The sequence below is a fragment of the Mesorhizobium sp. M1338 genome, from assembly GCF_040318045.1.
In the GTDB taxonomy this organism is placed as follows: domain Bacteria; phylum Pseudomonadota; class Alphaproteobacteria; order Rhizobiales; family Rhizobiaceae; genus Mesorhizobium.
Genome location: NZ_JAMYLL010000106.1, coordinates 1 through 4,300 on the forward strand (window position 1 = coordinate 1; position 4,300 = coordinate 4,300).

At 65.3% G+C, this 4,300-nt stretch carries 4 protein-coding genes; all 4 read right to left on the reverse strand.

The annotated features are described in order from the left end of the window. Positions 1-244 precede the first annotated feature (244 nt). Positions 245-1,036 (reverse strand): ATP-binding cassette domain-containing protein, encoded by a 792-nt coding sequence (locus NKH19_RS32950; protein ID WP_352874077.1) that lies wholly within the window; start codon positions 1,034-1,036, stop codon positions 245-247. Positions 1,037-1,046: 10 nt separating this feature from the next. Continuing rightward, complete coding sequence (locus NKH19_RS32955; protein WP_352874078.1) at positions 1,047-1,823, reverse strand: ABC transporter permease subunit; 777 nt, start codon at positions 1,821-1,823, stop codon at positions 1,047-1,049. After that, positions 1,820-2,983, reverse strand: coding sequence for an FMNH2-dependent alkanesulfonate monooxygenase (ssuD, locus tag NKH19_RS32960; protein ID WP_352874079.1), 1,164 nt, complete (start codon positions 2,981-2,983; stop codon positions 1,820-1,822). The genes NKH19_RS32955 and ssuD overlap by 4 nt, the downstream gene beginning before the upstream one ends. A gap of 71 nt (positions 2,984-3,054) precedes the next feature. Next, positions 3,055-4,026: a sulfonate ABC transporter substrate-binding protein gene (locus NKH19_RS32965; protein ID WP_352874080.1), complete on the reverse strand. Its 972-nt coding sequence runs from the start codon at positions 4,024-4,026 to the stop codon at positions 3,055-3,057. Positions 4,027-4,300 lie beyond the last annotated feature (274 nt).

Sequence of the window (4,300 nt, forward strand, 5' to 3'; positions counted from 1 at the left end):
TCGCAAGGAAGCTTCTCGTCGTCCTAAACGCCATCATTCGAGACAAAAAAGCTTTCGCATGAACACAGTTGCCATGCCGCGACTCAAACGCGTCGTCACGGTGGAGAATTCTGCTCTGCTGCATACTTCGGCCAAGGTCACGGCATGTATCCTCGGGTCTTCGCTTCCGCTCCGCCCGTGGATGACGAAGTCGGGGAGGCCTCGGCCAAATTCCGAACGTTGAACTGCTTCTGCCCCGACAGCCTTACCCGAACAGCCGGTCCAGAATCTTGCCCTCGAGCCGCGCAAGCTCGACGGAACCGCGCCGGCGTGGCCGCTCCACGGGCACATCCAGATCGAGCGCGATCCGGCCTTCGCTGATCACCACGACCCGATCGGCGAGCGCGACCGCCTCGGCGACATCATGCGTGACCAGCACGGCGGTGAACTTCTGCGCCAGCCAGATGCGCTCCAGAAGCTGCTGCATCTCGATGCGGGTCAGCGCGTCGAGCGCGCCTAGCGGCTCGTCGAGCGCCAGGATCTGCGGGTGGCCGACCAGCGCCCGGGCCAGCGCCACGCGCTGCTTCTGGCCGCCGGACAGCACCGAGGGCCATTCGTCGGCACGATCGGCAAGCCCGACCGCGCCGAGAATGTCGAGCGCGCGTTGGCGCGCCTCCGCGCCGGAAGCTATCCCGGTCAGCCCGACCTGCACGTTTTTCACCACGCTGGCCCAGGGCAACAGCCGTGGTTCCTGGAACATGAAGCGGGTGCGGCCGTGGCCTTCCTCTTCCACTCCGAATGTCAGCGATCCTGATGTCGGCCGGTCGAGCCCGGCCAGCAGCCTGAGCAGCGTGCTCTTGCCGCAGCCGCTCTTGCCGATGACGGCAAGGAACTGCCCGGCCGGCACATCCAGATCGATGCCGTCGAGCACGATCTTGTCGCCGAAGCGCTTGCCGACTTGCCTGAAGGCAAAGGCCCGCTGTCCTTCGACCGAGCCTATCGGCCGCGCCGGCGTGGCAACGAAGGAGCGGGCTGCGGTCAGGCTGGCGGCTGTCATGGGCAATATCTCATTCGTTTTGGAAGGCCGGATGCCAGCCGAGCGACAGCCGCTCGAGCAGGCGGGCGAGGCTGTCGGCGAGCTTGCCGAGCAGCGCATAGATCAGGATCGACAGCACGACGACATCGATCAGCAGGAATTCTCGCGCCTGCATGGCCATGTAGCCGAGGCCGGAACTGGCCGAGATGGTTTCGGCGACGATCAGCGTCAGCCACATGATGCCCAAGGCATAGCGCAGGCCGACGAAGATCGCCGGCAGCGCGCCAGGCAGGATCACGCGGAAGAACAGGGCGCGGCGATCCATGCCGTAGACGCGGCCCATCTCGACCAGCTGCGGATCGACGCTTTGGATGCCGAGCAGCGTGTTGACGTAGATCGGAAAGAACACGCCGAGCGCCACCAGGAACAGCTTTGCTTCCTCGTCGATGCCGAACCACAGAATGACCAGCGGGATCAGCGCCAGGTGCGGAATGTTGCGGATCATCTGCAGCGTCGTGTCGGTCAGGCCGCGGCTCAGCGTCGACAATCCGTTGGCGAGCCCAAGCGCAAAGCCGATCGAGCCGCCGACGGCGAAGCCGGCAAGCGCGCGTGCGGTGCTGATGCCGATGTTGCGGATCAGTTCGCCCGACAGCGTCAGCCGCCAGAAGGCCTCGGCGACGGCGCTTGGCGCCGGCAGCACGTTGGCCGGCATGACGCCCGCCCGTGATGCAATCTCCCAGCCGGCGATCACCAGCGCCGGCAGCAGCCAGCCGATGCCATTGCCGCGGAGGCCTGCGCCAAAGCTCATGACGAGGCCTGCAGGCGGTTGGCGCCATGGAAGCCGACCGAGAATTCGTTGGCGATGTTCTCATGCGCCCGCTGCCGCCTGGTGCCGAGCCCGAGTTTTGGGAATAGCAGCTCGGCGACGCGGTAGGCTTCCTCGAGATGCGGATAGCCGGAGCCGATGATGGTATCGATGCCGATCGCCTGATATTCGCGGATGCGCTCGGTGATCTGCTCCGGCGTGCCGACCAGAGCCGTGCCGGCGCCGCCGCGCACCAGCCCGACGCCGGCCCACAGATTGGGCGACACCACCAGCCTGTCGCGACGGCCGCCATGCAGTTCGGCCATGCGACGCTGGCCGACCGAGTCCATCTGGGTGAGGAAACGCGCCTGCGCGTTTTCGATCTGGGCGTCGGTGACGTGTCTGATCAGCCGGTCGGCGGCGCGCCAGGCTTCCTCCTCGGTCTCGCGCACGATGAAATGCAGCCGGATGCCGAAGCGCAGTTTTCTGCCGCGCAGCGCGGCTTTGCTTCGTGCCGCAGCGAGCTTCTCGGCCACCTGCGCCGGCGGCTCGCCCCAGGTCAGGTACATGTCGACGAGGTCGGCGGCCAGATCCTGCCCGGCATCCGACGACCCGCCGAAATAGAGCGGCGGCCGCTCTTGGCGCGGCAAAAGGTCGAGGCGGCCATTCTCGACGCGGTAATATTTGCCGTCGAAATTGACGCGCTCGCCCGACACCAGTCCGCGCCAGATGGTCAGGAATTCGTGCGCCTGGGCATAGCGCTCGTCATGCGGCAGGAAGACGCCGTCGCCGGCGAGCTCGGTCGGGTTGCCGCCGACCACGACATTCAGCAGCAGCCGGCCATTGCTCAGCCGGTCGAGGGCCGCCGTCTGGCGCGCGGCAAAGGTTGGCAGCGTCACGCCCGGCCGCAGCGCGACGAGGAATTTCAGTTTTTCGGTGAGCGTCGCAAGGCCCGTCGCGGTGATCCAGGAATCCTCGCAGTTTTGGCCGGTCGGCAACAGCACGCCGGGAAAGCCAAGCCTGTCGACCGCCTGCGCGATCTCCTTGAAGTAACCGAACTCCGGCGGCCGCTGCTGCTCCTCGGAACCGAGATAGGAGCCGTCGCCATGCGTCGGGATGAACCAGAAGAAAGCGAGCGGGGCGGTGCTGGCTGGCGCGGTCATGTCTGGCCTCTTGGAAGGTGCAAACGTCAAACGGCGCCGGGCGTTCTCGCCCGGCACCGTCGGAGAGAAAATCAATTGCCTGGCGCGGTCCACACCGCGTCGGAAATGCGGACCGCCTTCGGGATCAGCCCGAGCTTGAAGAAGCGGTCGGCGGTCGCCTGCTGGCCGGCGACGATCTCGTCGGTGATCGGAATGATGCCGAATTTGGTGCGGTTGGCGGCGATCGTCTGCGCGTCGAGCGGCACACCGGTCACCTCGTGCAGCGCCTCGGCCACCTTGTCGCGGTTCTGGTCGGCCCATTTCGCCGCCTCGCCAAGGGCCGCGATCGTCGTCGTGACGATCTCGGGATGCGCCTTGGCGAAATCCTTGTTGGCGAGGAAATAGGTGTTGACCCTGAGCACCTCGCTGGAGCGGGCCAGCACACGCGGCTGGTAGCGGGTTTCGGCGATGGCGAAGAACGGATCCCAGACAGTCCAGGCATCGATCTGGTCGCTGGCGAAGGCGGCGGCCGCGTCCGCGGGGCTCAGATAGACCGGCGTGATCTGGTCGAACGGAATGCCGGCCTTTTCCAGGGCGGCGACGAGCAGATTGTGTGCACTGGTGCCCTTGCCGACGCCGACGCGCTTGCCTTTCAGCTCGGCGACAGACTGGATGGGCGAGGCCGGCTTGACGAAGATCGCCTCGCCCTCGCCATTCGACGGCAGTGCCGCCGCATAGACGATATTGGCGCCGGCCGACTGGCCGAAGATCGGCGGCGCATCGCCGGTCCATCCGGCATCGATGGCGCCGACATTGAGGGCCTCGACCAGCGGCGGCCCGGAGGTGAACTCGACCCATTTGACGGTGACGCCCTTGTCTTCAAGCGCCTTTTCGATCACCTGCTGCTGCTTGGCGATCACCGGCAGGCCGGTCTTCTGATAGCCGATGCTGAACTGCTTCAGCTCCTGCGCGGCGGCGCCGAACGACACGGCAACGCTTGCCGCCAGCAGCCCGATGCCGAAAACTCGTCTGGTCAGATTGAAGTGCTTGGTAAGATTGAACATGACCCTCTCCTTCGATGGGCACCGGCGCCGGGAAAATGGCTCGCCGGTTGGAAGATGGGATCAGGCTAGGTAGTTCTATAAACTTAGTAGAGGAATGATTTTGCGAGATGGGTTTGAAGAGCGGATTTGTTTTCTGCGGCAGCCCATCGCTTCGTCATCCTAGGGCGAAGCAAGGAGCGCAGCGACGCGGCGCAGACCCTAGGATCCTGTGTGTTGTTCCCATGCTATGTTTGAAGTGGGAAGGAGACCGAGAGGATCCTGGTCGTCCTTTCAC